The 25411-nt window shown below is 34.7% G+C and carries 27 protein-coding genes and 1 other annotated feature; of the genes, 9 read left to right on the forward strand and 18 right to left on the reverse strand.

The features are described from left to right. The first annotated feature begins 337 nt into the window (after window positions 1–337). Complete coding sequence (locus I6I93_RS03790; protein WP_112889276.1) at window positions 338–1291, forward strand: 2-hydroxyacid dehydrogenase family protein; 954 nt, start codon at window positions 338–340, stop codon at window positions 1289–1291. An 8-nt stretch (window positions 1292–1299) separates the two neighbouring features. Next, complete coding sequence (gene hutG, locus I6I93_RS03795; protein ID WP_112889500.1) at window positions 1300–2331, forward strand: formimidoylglutamase; 1032 nt, start codon at window positions 1300–1302, stop codon at window positions 2329–2331. 94 nt (window positions 2332–2425) lie between these two features. Here the strand turns inward: hutG and I6I93_RS03800 are convergent, their stop codons facing one another. From I6I93_RS03800 to I6I93_RS03810, 3 genes are read right to left on the reverse strand one after another with little or no spacing between them, the layout of a single operon-like run. Further along, entirely contained in the window at window positions 2426–3205 is a 780-nt protein-coding gene (locus I6I93_RS03800) for an ABC transporter ATP-binding protein (protein WP_112889501.1), read from the reverse strand. After that, on the reverse strand, window positions 3198–4076 hold the full coding sequence (locus tag I6I93_RS03805; RefSeq protein WP_112889502.1) for an ABC transporter permease: 879 nt from the start codon (window positions 4074–4076) through the stop codon (window positions 3198–3200). The genes I6I93_RS03800 and I6I93_RS03805 overlap by 8 nt, the downstream gene beginning before the upstream one ends. Window positions 4077–4083: 7 nt before the next feature. Further along, a complete protein-coding gene (locus tag I6I93_RS03810) occupies window positions 4084–5097 on the reverse strand; it encodes an ABC transporter substrate-binding protein (RefSeq protein ID WP_112889503.1) in 1014 nt (337 codons plus the stop codon). Window positions 5098–5159: 62 nt separating this feature from the next. Next, window positions 5160–5405, reverse strand: a binding site (T-box leader). A gap of 263 nt (window positions 5406–5668) precedes the next feature. On the opposite strand from I6I93_RS03810, the gene htpG reads away from it, so the two are divergent. After that, complete coding sequence (gene htpG, locus I6I93_RS03815; protein ID WP_112889504.1) at window positions 5669–7522, forward strand: molecular chaperone HtpG; 1854 nt, start codon at window positions 5669–5671, stop codon at window positions 7520–7522. 611 nt (window positions 7523–8133) lie between these two features. Here htpG and I6I93_RS03820 read toward each other — a convergent pair. Then, window positions 8134–8547 carry a hypothetical protein gene (locus tag I6I93_RS03820; protein ID WP_112889506.1) on the reverse strand — a complete coding sequence of 138 codons (414 nt, stop codon included), beginning with the start codon at window positions 8545–8547 and terminating at the stop codon, window positions 8134–8136. A 156-nt stretch (window positions 8548–8703) separates the two neighbouring features. Here I6I93_RS03820 and tpx point away from each other — a divergent pair, with 156 nt between their 5' ends. The 4 genes from tpx to I6I93_RS03840 are packed head-to-tail and all read left to right on the forward strand — an operon-like array spanning window position 8704 to window position 10563. Beyond that, on the forward strand, window positions 8704–9204 hold the full coding sequence (tpx, locus tag I6I93_RS03825; protein WP_112889507.1) for a thiol peroxidase: 501 nt from the start codon (window positions 8704–8706) through the stop codon (window positions 9202–9204). Beyond that, window positions 9204–9683 carry a 23S rRNA (pseudouridine(1915)-N(3))-methyltransferase RlmH gene (gene rlmH / locus I6I93_RS03830; RefSeq protein ID WP_172605483.1) on the forward strand — a complete coding sequence of 160 codons (480 nt, stop codon included), beginning with the start codon at window positions 9204–9206 and terminating at the stop codon, window positions 9681–9683. The genes tpx and rlmH overlap by 1 nt, the downstream gene beginning before the upstream one ends. An 8-nt stretch (window positions 9684–9691) precedes the next feature. Then, window positions 9692–10213, forward strand: coding sequence for a hypothetical protein (locus I6I93_RS03835; protein WP_112889509.1), 522 nt, complete (start codon window positions 9692–9694; stop codon window positions 10211–10213). Between the two features lie 11 nt (window positions 10214–10224). Further along, window positions 10225–10563 carry a DsrE family protein gene (locus tag I6I93_RS03840; protein WP_112889510.1) on the forward strand — a complete coding sequence of 113 codons (339 nt, stop codon included), beginning with the start codon at window positions 10225–10227 and terminating at the stop codon, window positions 10561–10563. An 84-nt stretch (window positions 10564–10647) separates the two neighbouring features. On the opposite strand, the gene I6I93_RS03845 is transcribed toward I6I93_RS03840, so the two are convergent. The 7 genes from I6I93_RS03845 to hisS all read right to left on the reverse strand — a co-directional run bounded on the left by I6I93_RS03845 (window position 10648) and on the right by hisS (window position 17153). Beyond that, window positions 10648–11403, reverse strand: coding sequence for a ZIP family metal transporter (locus tag I6I93_RS03845; protein ID WP_070699916.1), 756 nt, complete (start codon window positions 11401–11403; stop codon window positions 10648–10650). A 130-nt stretch (window positions 11404–11533) separates the two neighbouring features. Beyond that, entirely contained in the window at window positions 11534–11749 is a 216-nt protein-coding gene (locus I6I93_RS03850; protein WP_112889511.1) for a hypothetical protein, read from the reverse strand. Window positions 11750–11757: 8 nt separating this feature from the next. Further along, a complete protein-coding gene (locus tag I6I93_RS03855; RefSeq protein ID WP_112889512.1) occupies window positions 11758–12297 on the reverse strand; it encodes a M48 family metallopeptidase in 540 nt (179 codons plus the stop codon). 6 nt (window positions 12298–12303) lie between these two features. Continuing rightward, window positions 12304–13134 (reverse strand): cardiolipin synthase, encoded by an 831-nt coding sequence (gene cls / locus I6I93_RS09175; protein WP_306344732.1) that lies wholly within the window; start codon window positions 13132–13134, stop codon window positions 12304–12306. Continuing rightward, window positions 13113–13766, reverse strand: a complete 654-nt coding sequence (locus tag I6I93_RS09180) for a PLDc N-terminal domain-containing protein (RefSeq protein WP_236587218.1) — start codon at window positions 13764–13766, stop codon at window positions 13113–13115. The genes cls and I6I93_RS09180 overlap by 22 nt, the downstream gene beginning before the upstream one ends. Window positions 13767–13786: 20 nt before the next feature. Then, window positions 13787–15610 carry a translational GTPase TypA gene (gene typA / locus I6I93_RS03865; protein WP_112889513.1) on the reverse strand — a complete coding sequence of 608 codons (1824 nt, stop codon included), beginning with the start codon at window positions 15608–15610 and terminating at the stop codon, window positions 13787–13789. Between the two features lie 235 nt (window positions 15611–15845). Continuing rightward, window positions 15846–17153: a histidine--tRNA ligase gene (hisS, locus tag I6I93_RS03870; protein ID WP_112889514.1), complete on the reverse strand. Its 1308-nt coding sequence runs from the start codon at window positions 17151–17153 to the stop codon at window positions 15846–15848. Window positions 17154–17364: 211 nt separating this feature from the next. Here hisS and I6I93_RS03875 point away from each other — a divergent pair, with 211 nt between their 5' ends. Further along, window positions 17365–18588, forward strand: coding sequence for a sodium/glutamate symporter (locus I6I93_RS03875; protein ID WP_112889515.1), 1224 nt, complete (start codon window positions 17365–17367; stop codon window positions 18586–18588). Between the two features lie 120 nt (window positions 18589–18708). On the opposite strand, the gene I6I93_RS03880 is transcribed toward I6I93_RS03875, so the two are convergent. The 6 genes from I6I93_RS03880 to I6I93_RS03905 form a co-directional block, all read right to left on the reverse strand. Then, entirely contained in the window at window positions 18709–20193 is a 1485-nt protein-coding gene (locus I6I93_RS03880; RefSeq protein ID WP_112889516.1) for an aldehyde dehydrogenase family protein, read from the reverse strand. A gap of 198 nt (window positions 20194–20391) precedes the next feature. Next, window positions 20392–20871, reverse strand: a complete 480-nt coding sequence (locus I6I93_RS03885; RefSeq protein ID WP_112890567.1) for a hypothetical protein — start codon at window positions 20869–20871, stop codon at window positions 20392–20394. Beyond that, the gene (locus tag I6I93_RS03890; protein WP_112889517.1) at window positions 20861–21082 is read right to left on the reverse strand and encodes a helix-turn-helix domain-containing protein; all 222 of its coding nucleotides are present in this window, start codon (window positions 21080–21082) and stop codon (window positions 20861–20863) included. Before I6I93_RS03890 ends, I6I93_RS03885 begins: the two co-directional genes overlap by 11 nt. A gap of 34 nt (window positions 21083–21116) precedes the next feature. After that, window positions 21117–21341: a beta/alpha barrel domain-containing protein gene (locus I6I93_RS03895; RefSeq protein WP_236587219.1), complete on the reverse strand. Its 225-nt coding sequence runs from the start codon at window positions 21339–21341 to the stop codon at window positions 21117–21119. Further along, the gene (locus tag I6I93_RS03900) at window positions 21313–21594 is read right to left on the reverse strand and encodes a hypothetical protein (protein ID WP_174886803.1); all 282 of its coding nucleotides are present in this window, start codon (window positions 21592–21594) and stop codon (window positions 21313–21315) included. The genes I6I93_RS03895 and I6I93_RS03900 overlap by 29 nt, the downstream gene beginning before the upstream one ends. Before the next feature lie 170 nt (window positions 21595–21764). Further along, window positions 21765–22994 carry a poly(R)-hydroxyalkanoic acid synthase subunit PhaE gene (locus I6I93_RS03905; RefSeq protein ID WP_112889518.1) on the reverse strand — a complete coding sequence of 410 codons (1230 nt, stop codon included), beginning with the start codon at window positions 22992–22994 and terminating at the stop codon, window positions 21765–21767. 352 nt (window positions 22995–23346) lie between these two features. Between I6I93_RS03905 and I6I93_RS03910 the strand changes: the two genes are divergently transcribed. After that, window positions 23347–23940 (forward strand): leucine-rich repeat domain-containing protein, encoded by a 594-nt coding sequence (locus I6I93_RS03910; protein WP_070699928.1) that lies wholly within the window; start codon window positions 23347–23349, stop codon window positions 23938–23940. Window positions 23941–24394: 454 nt separating this feature from the next. Here I6I93_RS03910 and I6I93_RS03915 read toward each other — a convergent pair whose 3' ends face one another. Next, entirely contained in the window at window positions 24395–25393 is a 999-nt protein-coding gene (locus tag I6I93_RS03915) for an ornithine cyclodeaminase family protein (RefSeq protein WP_112889519.1), read from the reverse strand. Window positions 25394–25411 lie beyond the last annotated feature (18 nt).

Below are 25411 nucleotides of genomic sequence, written 5' to 3' on the forward strand. Positions count from 1 at the left end.
AACAAATCTGAACAAAAAATCCAAAAGTAAATAGCAAAAATATACTACGACCTCTTTTAAAATATGATATAAGAGTAAAATTTAAAAATATAAAATTTAAAAATATTAACGTTTTATTCTTCTTCAAAATATCACCTGCTAAATTTAATAATATCACAATCCTCGTCCATTTCTAAATTTTATTTTCTCAATTAAGGAAATTACTAAATATTATTACTATATAAACTTTATTCCATAAATATAATATTGAATTTTTTTCAATTTATTTTTTAATTATTTCCAGCGCACTTTATACAATAATCATTTAATGATAAAATAAAAGCAACGAGGTGATTTTTTGAAATTATTGATTACGAGTAATATTCCAGAAAAAATTTACGATGAGCTAGACAAACATTTTGAAATAAGCTATCACGACTCCAACGTTCCACTAAAAAAAGAAGAAATTATAGAAATGATAAAGGGACAAGATGCTCTTTTATGTCCCCTATCAGATAAAATCGATAAGGAAGTAATTGATGCTGGCGACAATTTAAAAATTATTGCCAACTATGGAGCTGGCTTCGACAATATAGATATTGATTACGCAAGAGAAAAGGGAATTGTTGTTACTAACGCACCTGCTCCTGCATCTGCTGTGTCCACAGCTGAGCTTGCTTTTGGCCTTATGCTTGCTGCTGCAAGAAGAATTGTATCTGGCGACAAGGTTACAAGAGCTGGAGAGTTTTACGGCTGGAGACCAACTTTTTATCTTGGAAGCCAACTTAAGGGAAAGACTCTTGGCATCATTGGCCTAGGAAACATTGGAAAAAATCTTGCCAAAAGAGCAAGAGCCTTTGAAATGAAGGTTGTCTATTATTCACGCACAAGAAAAGAAGATTTTGAAAAAGAATTTGGCCTAGAATACATGGATAAAGATGAGGTAATAAAGTCTTCTGACTTTTTAAGTCTTCACATAGCCTTTGTGCCTGAACTCCATCACATGATTTCCAAAAAAGAACTTGAAATGATGAAAAAATCTGCTATATTAATTAATGCGTCTAGGGGTCCAGTTGTTGACGAAGAAGCCCTTACCAATGCACTAATAGAAAATGTAATTGCAGGAGCAGCCCTTGATGTTTATGAATTTGAACCAAAGGTAAATGAAAAACTCATGGTCCTAGACAATGTAATTCTTGCTCCTCACCTTGGTAATGCAACTTTTGAAGCAAGACTTGAGATGGGAGAAAATGCAAAGGACAATTTAATTGCCTTCAAGGAAGGCAAGAGTCCTAAGAACAAAGTAAACTGAGGTGTAAAATGATAAATTATTATAGTCCACAAGATATGACAATATGGTCTGGAAGAATTGATGACGAAAATGATTACGAGTCTTTTAGGTGGCATCAATGGGTTAAACCCCTTGACCTAAACGACGAAAGCTTAAGTCCCTTTGATGGCAAACTTGGCTTTGGTATCATAGGCTTTGAATCTGACCAAGGTATTGAACTTAACAAAGGAAGGTTTGGAGCTGCTGCTGGTCCTGCTGCCATAAGAAAGGAACTCGCAAAGCTACCATGTCAATTTTCTGAAGAAGTTAAAATTTTTGACTGCGGCAATGTGACAAGTAAGTACACAACTCTTGAAACCAGCCAAGACCAACTAGCTATGGCTGTGAAAAGAGTTCTTGAATTAAATCTATTTCCCCTTGTCCTTGGTGGAGGTCACGAAACTGCCTTTGGTCACTACAAGGGAATTAGCACCTTCCTTGATGACAAGGAAGACAACAAGCTTGGCATTTTAAACTTCGATGCCCACTTTGACCTTAGGCCTTATGAAAAAGGAAATGGAACAAGTGGAACAATGTTTAGACAAATTGCAGACTACACTCGTGAAAAGGGAACTCAATATGCCTACTATGTAATGGGAATTCAAAAGCACTCCAATACACTTTCACTTTTTAGGACTGCTGAAGACCTTGGGGTTAAGTATGTACTTGGTAAGAACTTTATCAATGGAGACTTCTTTGAAATTGTTCACGAACTTGATGAGTACATTGGAGAACAAGACCACCTATACGTTACAATTTGTATGGATTGCTTCACATCTTCCTATGCACCAGGTGTCTCTGCTCCACAAGCCTTGGGCATTGATCCAGAAAAAGTAATCCTACTTTTAAAACACGTCTTCTCAACTGGCAAGCCAACAAGCTTTGACATATGTGAAGTTTCTCCAAGATTCGACCACGACTCTGTAACTGCCAACTTGGCATCAATCCTTGTGTACACAGTTGTGTCAACTATGGCCAACCACGTCTTGGGTAAAGCAAATAAAAAATATATTCCTAGATAAAAATAATTTAAGTATAAAAATTGCCATGGATTTCTCCATGGCTTTTTCTTTTGCAAAAATCATAAAATTTTCTTTTCTTATTTTCTTCTATTATCTATAAAGAGTTACCAGACTCAATAGATATTTCATAAAACTTATCTAAAATCGAATCCAGCTTAAGATTTTTCTTTTCTTCTCCAGCAAAGTCCATAATCTTTTCTCCCTTGTGCATCATTATGAGCCTGTCACCATAGTCAAGAGAATAATTTAAGTTGTGGGTAACCATAAGGGCTGTCAAATTTTTTTCTCTCACAATTTTATTGGTGATGTCCATAACTGTGTCAGCTGTCTTTGGATCAAGAGCCGCTGTGTGTTCGTCAAGGATTAAAAAATCTATGGGGACAAGTGTAGCCATTATTAGGGCAAGAGCCTGCCTTTGGCCACCTGATAAGAGCCCAACCTTGTCGTCTAACTTGTCTTCGAGTCCAAGGCCAAGTCCCCTTAGGGTCTCCCTATAAATTTCTCTTTTCTTTTTATTTACTCCTGGCAGCAAGTTCCAAGACTTGTTTTTATTTTCTGCCATGGACATATTTTCTAAAATCGTCATCTTTGGTGAAGTCCCCATCTTTGGATCTTGAAAGACCCTCCCCATCTTGACGTATCTCTTGTGCTCTGGAATTTTTTTAAGATTCTCTCCGTCGATTAAAATTTCTCCTGAGTCTTCTCTTAGGGACCCACAAATAATATTTAAAAGAGTAGACTTGCCTGACCCATTAGACCCAATAATGCTGACAAATTGTCCCTTGGGAAGAGTAAGGTCAAAACTCTCAAAAAGTTTATTCTCATTTGCTGTTCCAATATTAAAAGTTTTATCAATTGATCTTAGTTCAAGCATTTTGGACCTTCTTTCTCTTTCCCCTTCCTGCAATTAATATCACAAGGAAAATCACTGCAGTTATAAGTTTCATTGAGTTGGCTGAAAAACCAAGGGCAATGGCAAGGGCAATTGAAGCCTTATAAAGAATTGAACCTATTAAAACTTTTGTGGTGTCCTTGATAAAGTCGAAGGACTGCAAAAGCTTCATCCCAAGCACAACAGAAGCAAGACCCATTACCATAGACCCAGTTCCCATGGAAACTTCAAAAAATCTCTGATTTTGGCAAACTATAGACCCACTTAGGGCAACAAGTCCGTTGGAAAGGGCAAGACCACAAATTTTTACCCTACCAGGATCAACTGCCATGGTCCTCACAAGACTTTCGTTGTCGCCACAGGCCTTTAAAATAAATCCAGCCTTGGTTCCTAAAAAATAATCTAAAAGTATTTTAATAATAAAGACAAGAGGGACCATTACAAAGAGCAGGTCATAAGATTTTAAATTTTCTGGCACAAGTCTTGCAAGACCTGTAGAAAAAATTGTCTCACTATTAAAGATAGGCACATTGGCCTTGCCTGCAATTTTTAAATTAATTGTCCAAAGGGCCGTCTGCATTATAAGTCCTGCAAGTAAGTCCTCTACCTTTAGCTTGATGTGGATAAGACCTGTCAAAGATCCTGCCAAAGCACCAGCCAAAAAACTAATGACTAGAGCGAGGCCAGGACTTATTCCCCTTAGGATGGCAAAGACTGTTACTGCTGCACCTAGAGGAAAAGACCCGTCAACTGTTAGGTCTGGGAAGTCCAAGATGCTATAGGCAATGTAAAGACCCAGTGCTAAGAAACTATAAGTCAGCCCCTGGCTTATTATTCCTAATAAGATATCCATGACCCACCTACTTTTCTTCAGGAGATCCTATCTCAGTAAAATTTTCTGAAGCCCTATCAAGTAAGTCCTTTGGAATATCTATCCCAAGTTCGTCGGCAACCTTTGAGTTAAGATATAAATTTGGCTCTTCAATAATTTCATAAGCCAGCTCACTTGCCTTGGCTTCTCCTCTTAAAATTTTTGCAGCCATCTTGCCAGTTTGCTTTCCAAGAGAAATGTATTCAATCCCTTCTGATCCAAGACAGCCCATCTTCACTTGTTCAATTTCAGAACCAAAAACAGGAATTTTCTTTGCATTTGCCTTGTCTAAAATTGTTGGAAGAGAATTCACAACTGTGTTGTCCAAAAGATTTGTCATTACGTCAACTTTTGAAAGTAAGTTGTCTGTTGCTAGAGGTATGTCTGCAGTAGTATTTATGGCTTCATCAATAACTTTAAAGTCGTACTTGACTGCAAGGTCTTTATAAATCTCTAGCATTGAATCTGAGTTTGCTTCACTAGATGTGTGTAGGATACCAAGATTCTTTGCCTCTGGCATAAGCTCTCTTATTAATTTTAATTGAGCTTCCACTGGCAAGATATCGCTAGTGCCTGTTATATTGCCAAGAGGATTTTTGTTTTCATCAGCAACTTGTGCCACCACTGGGTCAGTGATTGCTGTGTAGACAACTGGTATGTCTGTCTTCATTGTTGCATTATAGGCACTCATGGCAGCTGGTGTGGCAATGGCTGTCACCATGTCCACCTTGTTGCCCACAAAGGCATCTGCTATTTGGGCAGCAATCCCCATGTCTGCTTGGGCATTTTGGTAGTCAACTTCTAAATTCTTTCCTTCAACAAAGCCTTCTTCCTCAAGACCTTGCAAGAAACCTTCTCTACAATTATCAAGTGATGGGTGTTGGGCAAATTGTAAAATTCCAATTTTATAAACTCTTTCACTATCAGAAGTTTTTTCTCCACTTCCACTTGAACATCCAACTAACAATAAAACTAATGACAATACTCCTAAAATTTTTTTCATTTTCATTCTCCTTTTCCTCAAACTATGAGAGAAGGATGGAAATAAAAAAAGACTTCCATCCCTAATGGGACAAAAGTCTAAACTTCTGCGGTACCACCCAAATTTGCATAAAGCACCCTCTCATCAATACTAACATATTGGTCTTATTTTAACGGCTAAGTCCCGTCGGGTATTACTTTAAATCAAAGATTTATTTCTCCCCGCCCTCAGGAGTCCATTCATTTATACTTCGCTTACAAGTCTCTCACCATGTGACTTGCTCTCTTTAAAGCTCTATAAAAATTACTAATCTCCTTTATCGGTTTATCGATTAGATATAATATAGTACTTGAATTTTATTTTGTCAAGGATAAATTTTTCTTTTTAATTTTATTTTGATTTAAAAATTTTCAAAGCTATTAAATTAGGTTTTATAAAAATAATTTTCTCTATTTAAAATTTATTAAGACTTTATAAATTTTTCTCAAGTTATATTTTAAAATAAATCTCCAAAAGTTTGACTATTTAAATTAAAAGATATATATTATTGGCAGAAGCATCTATTGAGTGCTAATAATAGGAAGGTGATTTTATGCAAAATAAAAAATATAATGCTGAAACAGAAAGATTAATGGACTTGATGATTCATTCCATTTACACAAATAAAGAAATATTTTTAAGGGAACTTATCTCCAATGCATCTGATGCCATGGACAAGATGTACTACATCGCCCTTAACGACGACAAGGTTAAGTTTAACCACGAAGACTACTTCATCAGGATTACTCCTGACAAGGAAAAGAGAACCATAACAATAGAAGACGGCGGCCTTGGTATGACTGAGGAAGAACTTGTAGAAAACTTGGGAACAATAGCCAAGTCAGGTTCCCTTGACTTTAAAAATCTAAACAAAAAAGATGCTGACCACGAAATAATTGGCCAGTTTGGTGTAGGTTTCTACTCTGCCTTCATGGTTGCAGATGAAATTTCTGTCCTAACAAGATCTTACAAGGAAGAAAAAGCTCATCTTTGGAAGTCCAAGGGAGCAGATGGCTACTCCATTGAAGATGCAGAAAAAGAAAACCACGGTACAGTTATCACTCTTCAGCTAAGAGAAAATACTGAAGAAGAAAATTATGACCAATACCTCGATGAATATAAGATTAGGGAACTTGTGAGCCACTACTCCAACTACATCTCCTACCCAATTAAGATGGAAGTAGAAAAGAAAAGACCAAGTGCTGATTCAACTGATGATGATCCAAAATTTGAATCCTATAGAGAAGATGACGTCTTAAACTCTTCTGTCCCAATGTGGAGGAAAAATAAAAATGAATTAAAGGACGAGGACTACAACAACTTCTTTAGACAAAGACACTTTGGTTTTGAAGACCCACTTGCCCACATCCACATATCTGTGGAAGGGATGATTTCCTTTAAGTCAATTTTATACATCCCATCAAGAAAACCCTTTGACTTCCTAAACCCAGACAAGAAGGGCGGACTTGAACTTTACTCCAACGGAGTTTTAATTATGGAAAAATGTGAAGACCTTCTTCCAGATTACTTGAGCTTCGTAAAGGGTGTAGTTGACTCAGAGGACATTTCTCTTAACATCTCACGTGAAATGCTACAAAAAACTCGTGAGTTGCAATTAATTAAGAAAAATATAGAAAAGAAGATCCTTGATGAACTTGCAAAAATCCTTAAGAATGACAGGGAAAAATACGCTGAATTCTTTGAAAACTTTGGAGTTAGTCTAAAGTCAGGTGCCTATGAAAATTATGGTGCAGACAAAGACAAGCTAAAGGACCTTTTTATCTACACAACTACTAAGAGAGATCATGTGACATTTAACGAGTACAGGAAAAACATGAAGCCAGACCAAGACTTCATCTACTATGCAAATGGTTCTTCAATCGAAGCTATTAAGGACCTACCACAAATCAAGCACTTTATCGACAAGGACATAGAAGTTCTTGCCCTAACAGACCCAATTGACGAGTTTGTCATTAAGATGCTAGAGGAATATGATGACAAGAAGTTTAAGTCAATTTCTGAAACAGATGATGTGAAGGAAGAAGATGAAAAATCTTTACAAGACTATGTAAAGAAGATGAAGGAAATCTTAGAAGGAGAAGTTTCATCAATTAGAGAAAATCCAAATCTAAAGGATGACGCAGCCTACCTATCAAGCAAGGGTGAAATCTCCATTGAAATGGAAAAAACACTTAGCCACATGCCAAACAATCAAGGCTTCAAGGCAGACAAGGTCCTAGAAGTAAATCCAAACCACCCTGCCCTTAAGAAACTAACGGAAATGGACCAAGCTTCAGAAGACTTCAAGACTTACACAAAGCTCTTATACGACGGAGCAAGACTTGTTGCAGGTCTAGAAATAGAAGACCCAATTGCCTACGCAAGAAATGTTTCAAAGTTAATGTAAAAAAGATTTTATGAAAATAATTAAAATTTTAATACAAAATTAAGGCTCTTTTCATTGTGAGAAGAGCCTTTTATTTTTATAAATTTTAAATGTAACTTATGACTTTCTTTTTAAAAGCAAAAAAATATTTCCTCCTATAAGCAAGAAAAAATACAAGGCATTAAAATCATAAAGGTAGAAAAAATTTTCTTGCAAATAATATTTTTTTATGACTATATAAATTGCAAATATAAAAATTTCAATTAATAAAAATATTCCAAGGGTCTTTTTTTCTTGTTTACTTGAAAAATTAAAATAATAGGCGAGCATAAAACCTAAGAATACAATCATTAAAATTTTTACAATATCCAAGATTATCATATATTTTATGTCAAAGGTCGCTTGAATTCTCCCATTGATGTATCCAAAAACTTTCGTGCAGGCTAGGTTTAAAATTGGAAAACAAAATAATGATATTATAAAATTTATATATTTTTTCAAAAAATAGCTCCTTCCTACTATAAGTTCGATATTTTATTACACCTTAATTTTTTATCTAATTATAGTATAATACAAAAATTAATAGACATGAAAAAACTGTTGGATTTATTTTTCCAACAGTTTTTCTTTGCTTATTTTTTCTCTTCCCCTATAAAAGAATAATTCCTTCCCATAAAATCAAAAACTAAGTTTGGCACAGGCTCCTTGTTCTTCTCAGTTTTCATACCATAACCAGCAAGCACAGTTTCTTCAAAGTCATCAAAGTCCATTATAACTTGGTAACCAGTTCCCGCCTTTTCTAATTTATAAGTTCCAGTAAAGTCTATGGCGTTATTTCTATCAGTCATGACAAAATTTTTATCATCAAATTTGATTGCAATGTCATTACTAAGGTCCTTTCCATCTTCTGTATTTATCATTCTATCTAGAGTCCAATTGATTTCGCTAATATTCTTGTCTGGAAGACCTTGGTCCTTACCTGTGCAGGCTGTAAAAATTATTCCTGCCATAAAAATTAATAACAAGGCTTTTAAATACTTTTTCATATTTCCCTCCTTCTTTTATTCCTTTAATTAACAAAAGTTTTCTTACTTATATTTTAATTAAGATGGCATTTTATTGCAATCACTTGTTAAGATTATATATAATTGGATATAAATATAGTGTAAATTAAAACAAAAATAATTTTAGGAGGAATTAAAATGGATATAACATTTGGCGGAGATAAAGTAACTCTTGAAGGTAAAGAAATTAAAGTTGGAGATGTAGCCCCTTCTTTTAAGGCAGTAAATAAAGATTTATCTGACTTTAACTCAGAAGACCTTAAGGGCAAGATCGTAGTTTATTCAGTTGCACCATCAATTGACACACCAGTTTGTGCTCTTCAAACTACAACTTTTAACGAAGAAGCTACAAAATTATCTGACGACGTAAAGATTGTAACTGTAACTGTTGATTTACCTTTCGCACAAGAAAGATTCTGTTCTGTTAAGGGAATCGACAATGCAGACATTGTTTCTGACTACAGATACAAAGAATTCGGTCAAAAATTTGGCTTCATGATGGAAGAATTACAACTACTTGCTCGTGGAGTTGTTATTGTTGATAGAGACGGCAAAGTTGCTTACGTTGAATATGTTCCTGAAGTAACTAATGATGTTAACTTTGACAAGGCTCTTGAAGAAGTTAAAAAATTAAAATGATTAACATTAATTTAATTGTACTTGGCAAGATCAAGGAAAATTATTTTAAGGATGCCATAAATGAGTACAAAAAAATGCTTAAGTCTTACGCAGATTTAAGCATTTTTGAAATTATGGACGAACCCTGCCCCGAAAACTTGTCAGAAAAGGACATGGAAAGGGTGAAAAAAGTTGAAGGCGAAAAGATTTTATCAAAGATAAAGGACGGAGCCTATGTAATTGCTCTTGAGATTGGTGGGAAGAGTTTGGATTCAGTGGCCTTTGCAGATAAGATTAACGACCTCATGATTGACGGCCACTCCAACATAACTTTTGTAATTGGTGGAAGTCTTGGACTATCTGATGAAGTTTTAAAAAGAGCTGACTACAAGCTCAGCTTCTCCAAGATGACCTTCCCCCACAAGCTTATGCGAGTGATCTTGATGGAACAAATCTACAGGGCCTTTAGGATAATTAACAACCACCCTTATCACAAGTGAGATTTTTTATGAAATTAAATTTATTAAATCAAGTATTTTCCTTTCACGACTTTAGGCTCGTGAATATAGAAAATCTTTCTGATAAGATTCTTTTATATTTTGACAAGGGTATTTATTTTGAAAATACATCTGAAGGTCCAGTTGACTATATGATAGAAAATCCAAGACTTGTTCTTCATAAGACTGACACCTCTTTTTCAAAGGAAGAGATGGGAGAAATTATTGGAGGAATAATTAAGGCCTTTGATCCAGATTTTGATTTTGGGGACAGTCTTGATGATCTTGATGACGACTTGAATAGTGGTCTTGAGATAAAGCTTTATAAGGATGGGACTTATAGGAGAATTTCTCTTGAAGAATTTTTAAAACTTGATTTTGAAGTGATTAATGAGTCCTTTGGCTATGGTTACATGAGATTTTCTGGAATAGTCACAGGCTTTGAGGATACAAGTGAGTGGCAAGATGGATCAATAGAAATTTATTACAATAATGATGCAGAACTTCTTTACGATTCATTAGAAAAATTATAAGGAGAATATGAATGGAAAAAATACTTTTTTATGTAATGGAAGGCGAGAAGATGTGCTTTAACCATGCAATGTTAAATGCAGAAGCCCTCTTAGATTCAGGCAAAGAAGTAAAAATAATTCTTGAAGGCAAGTCTGTCAAACTTCCAAAAGTTTTAGAAGACGAGAAAAATCCTCTTTATAAAAAACTCTTGGAATCAGGAGTTATTGTGGGCGTATGCAAGGCTTGCTCCAAAGTCCTAGGTGTCTATGAGGACAATGAAAGACTTGGCCTTAGGTTTTTAGATGACATGAAGGGTCACGCTGGAATGGAAAAATATGTATCAGAAGGCTATCAAGTTGTCGTCTTTTAATTAATTTTAAATAAAAAAATAACCAGAGTTTATGAAGAAAAATTCTTAGTTGGAATTTAAATCCTTTCATAGACTCTGTTTTTTTTAAATTAGTGTATCTAAAAACATCATTAGGATGAAGCCAAGAATGACTCCATAAGTTGCCTCTCTCTCGTAACCATTGGAGTGAGTCTCTGGAATAATTTCATCACTTATTACAAAGAGCATTGCTCCTCCTGCAAGGGCAAGGATAAATCCAAGAGTTGCAGAGAAAATTGAAACAAGTCCAACTCCTAGGAAAGCTCCAATAGGTTCAACAAGTCCTGTCAAACTTGCAATGGCGAAGGCCTTCTTGCGAGAATAGCCTTCGCGAACAAGGGCAAGGGCAACTGCCAGTCCCTCTGGCATATTTTGTAGGGAAATACCAAGGGCAACTGAAAGACCATTGGCCACATTTTCTCCACCAAAGCTTACACCAGTTGCAAGTCCTTCTGGGAAGTTGTGGATGGCAATTGCAATTACAAAAAGCCACATCTTGGAAAGATTCTTTACATTTGCCCCCTCTTGTCTCTTGTCAATTAAGTGTTCGTGAGGTGCAAACTTGTCGATTAAATCAAGCATTAGAGCCCCACAAAAAATTCCAAGTCCTGTTGATACAACGCCCATTGTTCCATTGGCAATTTCAAGACTTGGTATAACAAGGGAGAAGCAAGTTGCCGCAAGCATAACTCCCGCTGCTGCTGCAAGGAGGATGTCGAGACCCTTCTGGCTCACATCCTTTGCAAAAAATATAGGGATTGCACCAACCCCTGTCATAAGTCCTGGCACTACACATCCCAGGATAATAAAAGTTAAATTCATTTAATCACCTTAATTCTAAATTTTACTTATTCATTATATCACAATTAATATTTGAAAAAATTGCAAAAAATAAAGCACGATGTCCGTGCTTCATTATTAATATAAAATTTTATTTTAAATTTCTTAAAAATTATAAGCTGTTAAAGGCTCTTTTTATTCCACCAGCTAATTCATCCAAAAATCTTGAGACCCTGTCAAAGAGATCTCCTAGGTTAAAGTTTCTAATCCCACTAATAATAAAGTGTTTATCAACCCTTTGGTTTCCAATAAAGATGGAAATGTTAAAAAGTTTCATTAGGATAAGTATCCCTGCTATTATTCCCAAAATTTTCAAAGCTTTTTTCATTTTATCACCTAGGTCTTTAATTCTCTTTCAATTTCTTCATAGTTTGGCATGTACTTCTTGCACTCATTTATAAAATTCTTGTCGTGGTTAAAGAATTTTAAGTGGACAAGCTCGTGGAGTACAACTGCCTCAATGTGTTCTATGGGTCTTGCTGCCAGGTAGAGATTTATTTTTATGTCGCCACGCTTAGGATAGCAGGTTCCCCATCTCACCTTCATCTTCCTTATTTCATAGGACTTAGCTGTGAGTCCAGTCAAGGCTTCGTATCTTGGAAATATTTCATCCAAGACTTTCTTTAGCTCTCGCCTATAAATTTTTTCAAGCTCTTCTTCTGAAGTGAAGTTTACCTTTTCGCCAAACAAGTGGTTTTTATAACGTCCTCTTCTCTCATCTTCCCTCTTTAGTCTTTCAATTGCTTCTTTATTATTTTCGATAAAGTTTTCTATAGACTTATCCGTCATCTTCCTTGGAGCCGAAACCTTTATAATCCCATCTTCAACTCTCAGCCTAAGACTTTTCATCTTCTTTCTATTTATTTCTATATCCATTATAACTTATAATAGCGGAGATAAAAGTCTTGAGAAGGATTCACGGACTTTAGTAAATCTAGATCTCTTGGCATAAATTTCTTTAGTTATTTCTGTGCAAGATTCGAGGTCTTTCATAAAGTCTTCCTTTAACTTTTTATTTAATCTTTCATCATAAAGAAAGGCATTGACTTCGAAGTTTAGTTCAAAAGATCTTATGTCAAAGTTAGCTGTCCCAACTGTAGATAGATAATCATCTGCAATGACTATCTTTGTATGAAGAAAGCCACCCTCGTATTGGTAGACATGGGCTCCCCACTTTAAAAGTTCTCCCAAGAAAGATAGTGATGCCCAGTGAACAAAGAGGTGGTCACGCTTAGCTGGGAACATTAAGTGAACATCAACCCCACTTAGGGCAGCAACCTTTATTGCCTTTAGAAGTCCTTCGTCGGGAACAAAGTAAGGAGTTTGGATGTAAAGTTCCTTCCTTGCAGAAGTTATAAGTTTCTCATAGCCATTTCTTATGGAGTCAGCCTTGGTGTCAGGTCCACTTGTGACAACATTTATGTCTACTCCATCTTCTAATTCTGGAAAAATTTCTGTTGTGAAGCCCTTTGTTGGAGCATCTGATGCAAACTTAAAGTCTAGGAAAAATCTCCAAGCAAGTCCATTGACTGCCGGTCCTTCAATCCTTAGGTGGGTATCTCTCCAATAGCCCATGGGACCCTTGGACACATATTCGTCTCCAACGTTGAAGCCGCCAACATAACCTATTCTCTTGTCGATTACAGCAATCTTCCTGTGGTTTCTGTAGTTGATGTGGGTGTTGATCTTATCTATAATTCCTGGGAAGAAGATGGCAAACTTAACGCCCTCTCTTCAAGAGACTTCCTGTCCCTTAGTTTCATCTTCCTGACACCCATGCCGTCAACTAATAAGTAAACGTCAAGGCCTTCCTTGGCCTTTGACTTTAGTATATCCATAAATTCAGTAGAAAGTTCATCTGATTTAAAAATATAGTATTGAACGTAAATTGTATGTTTAGCTTTTCTCAAGTCTTCAAAGAGGGCATCAAATTTTTCTACACCGTCGTTAAAAATTTCCACCTTGTTGTCAGTGTAGAGCATTTCGTTCTCGGCCTTGTTAAACATCTCAATCATGTCGAGATATTGTGCCGTTCTTTTTTTTGAAAACCTAAAGTTTTTATTCTTTATGTCTCTTAATTGGGCCTGGGACTCTTTGCTTAGGATTTCATCTTTCTTACTTTTGCCGCTAAATATCTTGGACTTTGATATATCTTGTCCTATAAAAAGATAGAAGATAAATCCAACAACTGGCAAGAAGTTAATAGCCATTACCCATAAAAGTGTGGATGTTGGCTTCTTTTTGTCAAATACAATTATAAAAGTAGATACTAATAAATTTATAATAAATAGTATTGAATAAACTTGGGCAAAGTTTTTCAACATCCCAAAATATGCACTAAACATCTTCTGCTCCTTTCATAAAATTATTTATTTTTCTTTGATTTATATCTAGTTTGTGAATTTAAAATTTTCTTTCTAAGCCTAAACTCGTTAGGTGTAATTTCTATTAGTTCGTCATCTTCAATAAATTCTAGGGCTTCTTCAAGACTCATCTTTTTTACTGGAGAAAGTCTTAGGGCTTCGTCAGAACCTGATGCCCTTACGTTAGTTTGCTTCTTTGACTTAGTAACAGAAACTTCGATTTCAACACCCTTTGGTGATTCACCAACAACTTGGCCTTCGTAAACATCTTCACCTGGCTCAACAAATAGGGTACCACGTTCTTGGGCATTGTTAAGTCCATAAGCTGAAGCAGTACCTGTATCAAAGGAAACTATAGAAGCATTGACCCTTCTTGGGATATCTCCCTTAAATGGTACATAAGATTCAAAGATAGAATTTAGGATTCCAGAACCCTTTGTGTCAGTCAAAAATTCTGTCCTGTAACCAATAAGTCCCCTTGATGGAATAATAAATTCAAGTCTTTGGTAACCGCCATTAGGTTCAACAATATTAACAAGTTCTCCCTTTCTCCTGCCAAGCTTTTCTATGACAGAACCTGCGTAGACATTGTCAACATCTATTGTTACTCTTTCAGTTGGCTCTAACTTTTTACCATTTTCATCTGATTTATAAAGAACTTGTGGCTTAGAAACTTGAAATTCATAGCCTTCACGTCTCATGTTTTCAATTAAAACAGAAAGGTGGAGTTCTCCCCTACCAGAAACCTTAAAGGAGTCAGTAGTGTCAGTTTCTTCAACTCTTAGTCCTACGTCAGTTTGTAATTCTCTGTCAAGTCTTGCCTTGATTTGTCTTGAAGTCAAGAACTTACCTACCCTTCCTGCGAAAGGTGAGTCATTTACAGAGAAGTTCATGGAAATTGTTGGCTCAGAAATTTTTACAAACTCAAGAGCTTCTGTGTCTTCTGTTGAAGCAATTGTATCTCCAATGTTGATGTCTTCGATACCAGTTACTGCAACAATGGAACCTGACCTTGATGAGTCAACTTCAACCCTATCTAGGCCTTCAAATTCATAAATTTGTGCAATCTTTATGTTTTCTTTAAAGTCTGGATCTAGTTTATTAACCCTAACAAGCTTGTCATTTTCATTAATAATACCTTGTTCAATTTTTCCAATACCAATTCTTCCAATATATTCGTTGTAGTCAATTGTTGAAATCAAAAGTTTGAAAGGTTCGTCGTCTCTTTGTTCTGGTCCTGGAATGTACTTGATAATAGTTTCAAAAAGTGGATCCATATTTTCCATCTTGTCATCTACATCAAGTGCAGCAATCCCTTGTTTTGCTGATGCAAATACAAAAGGACATTCAAGAACTGATTCATCAGCACCAAGTTCGATGAATAAATCAAGAACTTCGTCCACTACTTCAAGTGGTCTTGCTTCTGGTCTGTCTACCTTGTTGATGCAGACAATAACTGGAAGGTTAAGTTCAAAGGACTTTTTTAATACAAACTTAGTTTGTGGCATTGGACCTTCAAAGGCATCTACTAGTAGGACAACGCCGTTTACCATTTTTAAAACACGTTCAACTTCGCCACCGAAGTCAGCGTGTCCTGGAGTGTCAATAATATTAATCTTTGTTCCATTATGGTTCACTGCAGTGTTCTTGGAAAGGATAGTGATTCCTCTTTCCTTTTCAATGTCGTTGGAGTCCATGACCCTGTCATTAACCTTTTGGTTTTCCCTAAAGATACCTGATTGTCTTAAAAGGGCATCAACGAGGGTAGTCTTACCGTGGTCAACGTGGGCAATAATAGCTATATTTCTTATATCTTGTCTTTTCAAAAAATCTCATCTCATTTCTTCATGTTTCTATCCTATTTTAAGCTTAAATAAAAAAAAGTGCAACAAAAAATGACTTAAAAACCGATAATTTCAAAGTTTATAAGTCATTTTGTCTAAAATTTTAATTATCTTCACAATTTATCCGAACATTGAGATGGCTGAGCTGATGAAGAACCTTATGCAGGGAACAAGCCTAATACGACTCTATAATGAGTATCAGACTTGTGACTCGCACCTATTTTTTAAATCTTTCAACCAACTCATCAAAAGTAACTTCTTCTTGGTCTCCTGTCTTCATATCCTTCAAACTATACTTCCTTGATTTTATTTCTTCTTCGCCAAGAACTATTACATAGTCAACCTTTGTTTGGTCTGCATACTTAAATTTCTTCTTTAATTTTGCAAATTCTGTGTAGACAGAAACTCTTACTCCCTTTTCCCTAAGTTCACTTAGAAGTTTTATTCCATCGTGAACGCAGTCATCCATTGGGATGATTAATAAATCAACTAAGGACTTTTCTTCACTAGAAATTATCTTTGCTTCATTTAATTGATAGAAAAGTCTTGAAAGTCCAATAGAAATTCCAACTCCTGGAAGAGTCTTGTCTGTGTAATAACTTGCAAGGTCTTCATACCTTCCACCAGAGCAAACTGATCCAATCTTTGGATAATTATCAAGAGTAGTTTCATAAACTGTGCCTGTGTAGTAGTCAAGTCCTCTTGCAATCTTAAGGTCTATGTTGAAGCAGTCTTCGTCTATGCCAAAGTCTCTCATGTAGCCAATAACTTGTGTAAGTTCATCAAGGCCTTCTTGGAAGATTTCGTCTTCAATTTTTAGGTCTCTTAATTGTTCAAGAATTTCATCAACTGAACCCTTAATCTTTATAAATTCTAGGATTTTTTCTCCAGAATCTCTTCCTATTCCATTTTCTCCCAATTCTTCAAGAACTTTTTCTTCCCCAATCTTGTCTAGCTTATCAACTGTCCTCAAGACATTCATTGAGTCTTCAATGCCAAGTGATGAGAAGAAGCCCTTTAAGATTTTTCTATTGTTTAGGTGGATTGTAAAATCTGTAAAGCCCAGGTCCTTAAAGGTGTGGAAGATTACTACTGGGAATTCTGCATCATTTACAAGGGAAAGTTCTCCCATGCCAATTGTGTCAATATCACATTGGTAAAACTCTCTAAATCTTCCTTTTTGAGCCTTTTCTCCCCTGTAGACCTTTCCTATTTGATATCTCTTAAAAGGGAAGGATAGATCGTTCATGTGTTCTACAGTGTATCTTGCTAGGGGAACTGTTAAGTCAAACCTAAGGCTCATGTCTGTGTCGCCCTTTGAGAACCTATAGATTTGTTTTTCAGTTTCTCCACCGCCCTTTGCAAGTAGGACTTCAGATTTTTCTATAACTGGAGTATCTATTGGCAAAAAGCCGTGCTTTTCAAAATTTTTTCTTATAATGTCTTTCATCTCATTAAAGAGAATTTGATCCTTTGGTAGTAGTTCCATAAAACCTGGAAGGGTTGATGGTTTTACAATTGTCATAATATCACTCCTGTTTATTAATTTAGTATTTCTTCTTATTAATTATTTTTATTTTATCACATTTATCAGTCTTTTTGTACTTTTGTATGATAATATAGGAAAGTTTTCTTGATTTAAGATTTTCAATCAATTATAATTATATGGAATTAATATTATTAATCTATGCTAATTAATAGTATTAATTTAAAAAATATTTTTTTGGAGGAAAAAGATGGAAAGAATGGTAATCGAGTTCGGCATGTTCGAAACTCTACTACTTGGCGTATTAGCCATTTATCTGGGAGATTTCATGAGAAAGAAATTTCCTGTCCTAGTTAAGTACTGTCTGCCTTCAGCCGTAGTTGGTGGCACTATTGTATCTATTATAACTATGATTTTATACTACGCAGGCATTATGGAACCTAACTTTGACTTTAAGACAGTTAACACTTTATTCTATTGTCTATTCTTTGCGGCTAGTGGAGCTGCAGCCAGCCTCTCACTTTTAAAACAAGGTGGAAAGCTAGTAGTTATCTTTGCAGCCTTAGCTGCCATACTTGCTGCTTGTCAAAACGCAGTTGCACTTAGAGTTGGTAATGCTATGGGAGTTCATCCACTAATCTCAATGATGACTGGTTCAATCCCAATGACTGGTGGACACGGTAACGCAGCAAGTTTCGCACCAATAGCTGTTAAAGCTGGTCAATCTGCTGCTATGGAAGTTGCTATTGCATCTGCAACTTTTGGACTAATTGCAGGTTCACTTATTGGGGGACCTTATGGTAACTTCATAGTTAAAAGATTTGGATTTGAAGATCCAGAACTAGACAATCAAGATACAACTATTGTTGATACTGCTAAGACTGTTATGATGAACAAGAAGACAATGGTTTCTTCTGTCAATATGTTGGTCTTTGCTTGTGGTCTTGGTCAATTATTTTTCTTAGGTCTACAAAAGACTGGAGCTAATATTCCAATTCACGTTTGCTCTATGCTTGGTGGTATCCTTGTAAGAGTCTTTCTTGACAAGACTGGAAGATCCGAAGATTCACTTCTAGAAGCAATTGATACTGTAGGAGATTTCTCTCTTGCACTATTCGTATCTATGTCAATTGTAAGTATGAAGTTGTGGCAACTTGCAGACCTAGGACCTCAACTAATTGTACTTCTTCTTGCACAAATTGTTCTTGTTCTAGCGTTCACATACTTCTTGTCATTTAGACTACTTGGCAAGAATTACGATGCAGCTGTTATGGCAGTAGGTCACCTTGGCTTCTCAACAGGAGCTGTTCCAGTTTCTATGACTACAATGAAGACAGTTTGTGACAAATATAGATTTTCTAAACTTGCCTTCTTCGTTGTTCCAGTAATTGGTGGATTTATTTCAAACTTTACAAATGCACTAATTATTACAAAATTCTTGGACATTGCTACAAAAATGGGCATGGGTATGTAATTTAAAATTTAATAATTCTTAAATAATATTTGAAATTTATTTTTGAAAATGTAAAAGGGCTATAGTAAAAACTATTAGCCCTTTTCTTATTTTATTATTCTATTTATTTATAAACAATTTTTAGTAAAGTCCTGAAGTTTTTTCAGAAGTATCAATAAAGATATTCTTAACTTGAGAGTAAGCGTCAAGCATCATCTTGTGGTTTTCTCTACCAATACCAGATTTTTTGTAGCCGCCAAAAGGTGCTCCTGCTGGAAGTTGGTTATAAGTGTTAACCCAAACTCTACCAGTTTCGATTCCTCTTGCAACTCTTATTGCCTTGTTGATATCTCTTGTCCAAACAGCTCCTGCTAGACCGTAGTCTGAGTCATTTGCCATCTTAATAACTTCATCTTCGTCTTTGAACTTGATTACAACTGCAACTGGTCCAAAGATTTCTTCTCTTGCAACCTTCATGTCGTTGTCAGCATTTGTTATAAGAGTTGGCATAGTGAAGTACCCATTTTCTGTGCCATTCTTTGTAGCCTTTTCTCCACCAACTGCAATAGTTGCTCCTTCTTTTCTAGCAACTTCTACATAGCCAAGAACTTTTTCAGTTTGTGATTTATTTACTTGAGCTCCAACTTGTGTGTCTTCTTCCCAAGGTAGTCCAACTTTTATATTCTTGAATTTTTCGATTGCCTTTTCAACAAATTCATCATAGATATCTTCGTGAACGAAAACTCTTGAACCTGCACAGCATACTTGACCTTGGTTAAATAGGATACCCATAGCAAGTCCGTCTATTGCAAGGTCCATGTCACAGTCATCAAAGAAGATGTTAGCTGATTTACCACCAAGTTCTAGAGTAGCTGGAATTAATTTTTCTGCTGCAGCTTCTGCAATCTTGTACCCAACTTCAGTTGAACCTGTGAAGGCAAGTTTTGAAAGTCCTTCATGGTGTTGTAGGTATTCACCAGACTTAGATCCAGATCCTGTTACAACGTTGATAACTCCCTTTGGCACTACATCTTTTATCAACTTCATAAGTTCTAGTAGTGAAAGTGAAGTTGTTGAAGATGGTTTAATTACAACTGCATCACCTGCTGCTAGGGCTGGAGATAATTTCCATGCTGCCATTAGGAATGGGAAGTTCCATGGAATAATTTGTCCAACAACTCCAAGTGGTTCACGAAGAACAATTGATAAAGTGTTGCCATCAATAGCATTGGCACTTCCTTCTTCAGCTAGGATTGCTCCTGCAAAGTATCTAAAGTGTTCAGATGCTAGTGGAATATCAATATTTCTTGTTTCCCTAATTGGTTTACCATTATCTAGGGTTTCAACCATAGCAAGATGGTCGGCATTTTCATCAATTATATCAGCAATCTTGTTTAATATTTTTGCTCTTTCGTATCTATTTGTCTTTTTGTATTCATTGTAGCCTTCCCAAGCTGCCTTAACAGCCTTATCTACATCAGCTTCAGATGCTTGAGCAATTGATGCTAGTTTTTCGCCATCAGCTGGACAAAATACATCTAAGCTATCTCCATTTTCACTTTCAACAAATTCTCCGCCAATAAATAGGCCATACTTTTTATCTAAATTAATGTTTGGTTTTGTCATATTACACTCCTTATTTTACTTTAATGTAACATATAAAGCTTTCATATAAGAATTACCCCTCATAATTAATTTAAAACTTCTTGAAGTAGATTTTTAATTTTTTACTTAGAGAAAATTATTAAGTTTCATTCACTAAAAAAAGACTCTAATGAGTCTCTTTTTATAACTTTCTAATTGATTTCCCTTATCAAGTTTACTTTAAGTGTCCCATTCTAAATATAAAATTTCTCCCTTGTCTTCATCAAGTATTAGGGCTACGAAATTTCCATACATACCTTCAAAGACATATTCTGAAGTTGCTTTGAAATAAATTTCATTGTTTAAATCAAGAGAAGGATTAAATCCTCTCTTTTCAACTTGTAAGTAACAGGTTTCTATTTGGGATAGTTTGTTATCATCCTTTGCAACATAATAATCTTTTAAAGACTTTTTTATCTCTTCACTATCATTCTTATCAAAGGAAAATAAAATTGCAGCCTCTCCATCTCCATGAAAGCTTGGCTCCTTATAAAGTTCTTTCTCCCTCTTCACAGACTTAGGAAACTTTATGCCAAATTCATTTTCCACTTCTTTTACTGCCTGGTCTCTTGGATCAGACAAGAGAAACAAGAGGGGTATGGCAGCAAGAAAAATTATAAACATTGTAATTAAAACTCTTTTAAATTTTTTATCCTTCATCTTCATCACCCTCGTAGCGTAAAATATCTCCAACCTGACAATTTAAAACCCTACAAATTTCTGAAAGTGTGGAAAATCTTATGGCTCTTGCCTTATTTGTCTTTAAAATAGAAAGATTAGAAAGACTAATTCCAACTTCTTCAGATAATTCTGTCAAGGTCATCTTATTTTTTGCAAGTTCAACATCTAAGTCAACAATTATTTTTCCCATAGAACACCTCAAATCGTAAGATCATTTTCTTCTTTTAGGACAATCCCCTCTTTAACAAGGTCACATCTTCGTCTAAAAGTTCAAATACCCTCTTAAATACATCAAGGCCTGCAAGAATTCCCTTGTCCTTTGCAATTAAATTTACTTCAGCCTTCTCATCTTTTAAAATTGAATCTGTTGTTATGTCACCACTAGTCATGTCTTCCCTTAGGGCAGCAAGTATATACTTGTCAATTAAGATTGGCTTTAGCTCTCTCATCTTCTCTTATCCTTTCAAAAACCCTGTCCTCTCCATAATTTTTTAAGGCCAAGAGTCCAAAGACTAGGGCAAGGATAAGACCCAAGATCATGGCTTGGCACAAGACCATCATGGGATACTTCATATTCATAAACATAGGGTAGATTCCTGCCACTATCCCAGAAAATTTATAAACTCCATAGAGGCCAGCACTTAAGATTAAAATAGCAAGTATCAAAAGTCCTCCAATAAATTTAACTCTAAAAGATTTCATAACTTCCTCCTTTTCCTAGATTATATAAATCCATTTTATGAATGTCAATAATTATTTATTGTTTATCGATAAATAATTGCCGAATAATACTAACAAAATAAGATATTAAAAATTCCCAAAAAAAATCTGTGGCAAAAACCACAGACTTTTAATAATAAAAATTATAAAACTTATTTATTTTTCTTCATTTCATTTTTTAAGACAGTTAATTCCTTCTTTAATTCTTCAAGCTCTTTTTTAAGTGCCTCATCGGCTTCAACTTTTGCCTTTTGATTTTCTTCCTTTAATTTTGCAACTTCTTCCTTTAGGGCCTTAATTTCTTTTTCAGAATCATTTTTTATCTTAGTTACCTTTCTCTCTAGGCTTGATTTAGATTTCTTTACATCGTAAAAATCCTTAGAAAGATCTTGAATATCACGCATAAATTCTTCTAAATCCTTTGCTGTTGCAATAGGAAATTCTGCTAATTTTTCTGAAAGTCTGTCCTTGTAGAAATCTTTATTTTTTTCCACAAGATCTAATACTTCTTGAACCTTTTCCTTGTAATCACTAGAATTTATAAGTTCCTTGTAGGCCTTTTCAAAGTTATTAATATAGAATTTGTAGAAATCTGCAAAGTCCTCTAATGATCCTTCTGTTTCAAGTCCTTCAATATAAGCTCTTTGAGCCTTAAGGGCAGTTTCTTGATTTTTCTTTTCAAGGAAGAGGTTAAAGTCTAATAATTTTACTTGTAGTTCTAGATAATTTTCTAAATCCTCTTTAGACTTTGCTTTTTCTTCTTCGCTTATGCCAATAGTTGGCATTTCATACATCTTGTCAATAATTCCTTGGTAGAAATTCTTTACATCCTCAACTAAAATTTCTGGCCTATTATTTATGGCATCTTCATAAAAATCAATTGATCTCTTTGAATTTTCAATAGCTGGTCTTATAAACTTTTCTAAATTAAAGTTTTCTAGCACAGTGTAATAAGAATCAGGTATTAATTTGTAGAAATATTTTTTAGACATCTCTACTAATTCGTCACTGTAAAGTTCGAATAATTCAATTAATTTGTTTTGTGCAGCCACAAGATCAAGGTCCTTGTAAAAATCACCATAAGCAAGGTAAAGCTTGTTCAAAAATTCCATATTCTTCTTGTAAGCATCAATAGCATCCTCATATCCTGGCACTCTTAAGAAGAATTCCTTAAAATTATTTTCAAAATTTTGGTTAAACTTATTATAATCCTTTAAAAAGTCCATTGGATTTTTAAAATTATTCATATACATATTTGAGTAAAGGGGATTAAAAGTTCCAAGGTTAAAAGAATCCATAAACTTGCCATAGGCTTCCTTTTGGTTTTCAAAAATATTTTTTTGCATCTCCATCATATCTTCAAAAAATTTTTTATTATACATTTTGCCCTCCTTTTGAATAAACATTACACTTCTACAATATTTAATTTAACATGATACATTAATAACATGATATAGTCAAGCTGTGATTACATTTTCCTAAGCATTTTTTTAAATTTTACATATTATTTACTTATCTTAAAATCTCTTTTCATTATATTCTTACCCACTTTAAAATATTATTTTATATTTCGTAACAAATTTTATCTAATTCAAACTTTTAGTAAAAAAGAAGTTTTTTATCATAAAAAGTGTTCATACTTCGCCTAATTAACAAGCTTCCTTTATAATTTTTGGTCCTTATGTTATAATGTAGATAAGAAAAAATTTTAATTAGGGGGAGGACGTACATATTATGGAAAAACCTTGGGAGTTTGATGATTTTATTTTTGACGGTGATGTTCTAAAGGGCATGACAAGAAAGGGCAAAGACAAAATCAAAAATGAAGAATTATTTGATATGGTAGTGCCTACTGAAGGACCAGACGGAACTAAGATCAGAGTTATTGGAGAACAATGCTTCTTCAGAAGAAAACTTAACTCTGTTGTAATTCCTGAAACAGTAGAAGAAATTCAATACGAAGCTTTTGGTGTTAACAACCTTACTGAAGTAGAAATTCCTGATGCAGTTAAGAAGATTGACGCTTATGCTTTCTACAGAAACAAATTAACTGACGTTAAGTTACCAGAAGAAGTTGAATTTATCGGCGATAATGCTTTCTCACTAAATGAAATCGGTGAAATTGCAATTCCTGATACAGTTGAATTCATTGGCGTAAGTGCTTTCTACAAGAACAACCTTACAGAAATTGAATTACCTAAGAACATTAAGGAAATCGACATGTATGCTTTCAGAAAGAATAACATCCATGAAGTTCATATTCCAGCTGGTATCGAAAAACTTGACCACAGAGCTTTCGAAGAAAACACTGTTGTTAAAGAAGACTAATAATTAATTATAAACTGTTGCTTTCGGGCAACAGTTTTTTTATTGTCATTTTTTATTATCCAAGCACTTGTCATACTTATTAGAAATCTTTTTTATAAGGAGTCCTTCTTATTATCCTACTTTAAAATAAATTCCAACTTATCCTAACTTAAGTATTCTAATTTAACTTATACAGTTTAGTATTTCACACTTGTCTTAAATCAAATTAATATTTCTTTAAAATACCAAACTCATTTTTTTACAATTTATGAAAGATAGTAAGATCTTAAATCTATTTTATTTAAAATATTAAAAACAATATTGAGGATAAAGACTTTTTCTAATCCTTTATCAACCACATTTTTATAAATCATATCTTATAAAGCTTTAAGACTCTTAAAATAATTTTTCTCATTTTAATTTTATACTTACATAAAAAAAACTGCTGCTTGTAAGCAACAGTCTATAAATTTATTTACATTTCTATTTTTGTACCTATTCCCTTTTCTTTTGCCAGTTGATATATTTTTTCTCCTGCTACAAGATCAAGACCTGCAAAACCAACGGTCTTAAACCATGTAATTTCATTCTTTGACTCCCTTCCCACTTCTTTTCCAAGAAGGAGATTACCAAGTTCATGTTCAACTTTTTCTTTAGAAATCTTCCCTTCACTAATTGGGATTATGACGTCGCCTGCTTCTTCAATTACACCTTCATTGGTGTCAGTGAAAATCTTGTCAGCCCTTACCAATAGTTCTAGGGGAGTCTCTTGCATGTCTGGTGTATAAGAGCCAACACTATTGACATGTACACCCTTCTTCACCTTGTTGCCGTCAAAGACAGGCTTCTTAGCAGTTGTCACAGTGGTTATTATGTCTACTTCTCCTATAACTTCATCAGAATTTGCAATAGGGATAATTTCTGCTCCATATTTTTTTAATCTTTCATTCATTTCTTCTGCAAACTTCTCTGCTCTTTCATAGTTCACATCACATACATAGGCTTTTTCTATGTCTCTTACTGCTAGGACTGCCTCAAGCTGAGTTGATGCTTGGCCACCAGTTCCTATTAATAGGAAGGTTTTTGCACCCTCATTGGCTAGGACTTCTGTGGCTGCACCTGAAACTGCACCAGTTCTTAATCTTGTAAGGATCGTTCCATCAAGAATTGCCTTAACAAATCCATTTTCCTTGTCAATTAAAATCATTGTGGATGGAGCGCTAACTAGACCCTTGTCAATATTTTCTGGATAGATGTCGATTATTTTCATTCCAAGAGCATTCTTGTCCTTGATAAATCCCGGCATAAAAATTGCAGTACTTGATGAGTCTTTATCTACGTCAATTACAGTTCTTAGTGGTATATCTGATCCACCATTACTGTAGTTTTTTAGAGCTTCCTTGTCTGCTTCAATTATATCTTTAATGTCAACTGCTTCTAAAATATCTTCTTCTCTTAAAATTAAAATTTCCATAGTTACCTTCTTTCTTTA

This window comes from Peptoniphilus harei (assembly GCF_016726485.1).
GTDB lineage: Bacteria > Bacillota > Clostridia > Tissierellales > Peptoniphilaceae > Peptoniphilus_A > Peptoniphilus_A harei.